The sequence below is a fragment of the Mesorhizobium sp. M8A.F.Ca.ET.161.01.1.1 genome (genome assembly GCF_004792105.1).
Lineage (GTDB): Bacteria > Pseudomonadota > Alphaproteobacteria > Rhizobiales > Rhizobiaceae > Mesorhizobium.
Genome location: NZ_SRTD01000367.1, coordinates 1 through 308, shown reverse-complemented (window position 1 = coordinate 308; position 308 = coordinate 1). Strand labels below are relative to the sequence as shown.

The window sequence follows — 308 nt, the reverse complement described above, 5'->3', positions numbered from 1 at the left end:
GCCGGAGTTCCCCGGCGCCTTTGTTCATCGATAGTCTTGCGGCGTATCACCCCGCCATGCGCAGCTCATGCGCCATGGCATGAAGCTGGTGACCGGACGACACGCGGAAGCCGCGGATGAGGTTCAGCAGTTCCTCGGTGTCCACGGCAAGCGCTTCCGCCGAAGCCGTGGTTTCTTCCGCCATGGCCGCATTGTGCTGGGTGGCGACGTCGAGCTGGTTGAGCGATGAGGAGATCGAGCGCAGCGTCGTATCCTGCTCGGCTGCCGAGTGGGCGATCTTGCTGACGATCTCGTTAGCGGATTTGATC

At 62.7% G+C, this 308-nt stretch carries 1 pseudogene; it reads right to left on the bottom strand.

Annotated elements, in window-relative coordinates:
- Positions 1–46: 46 nt before the first annotated feature.
- A pseudogene (locus EN804_RS36105) lies at positions 47–308 on the bottom strand (chemotaxis protein); the annotation flags it as partial.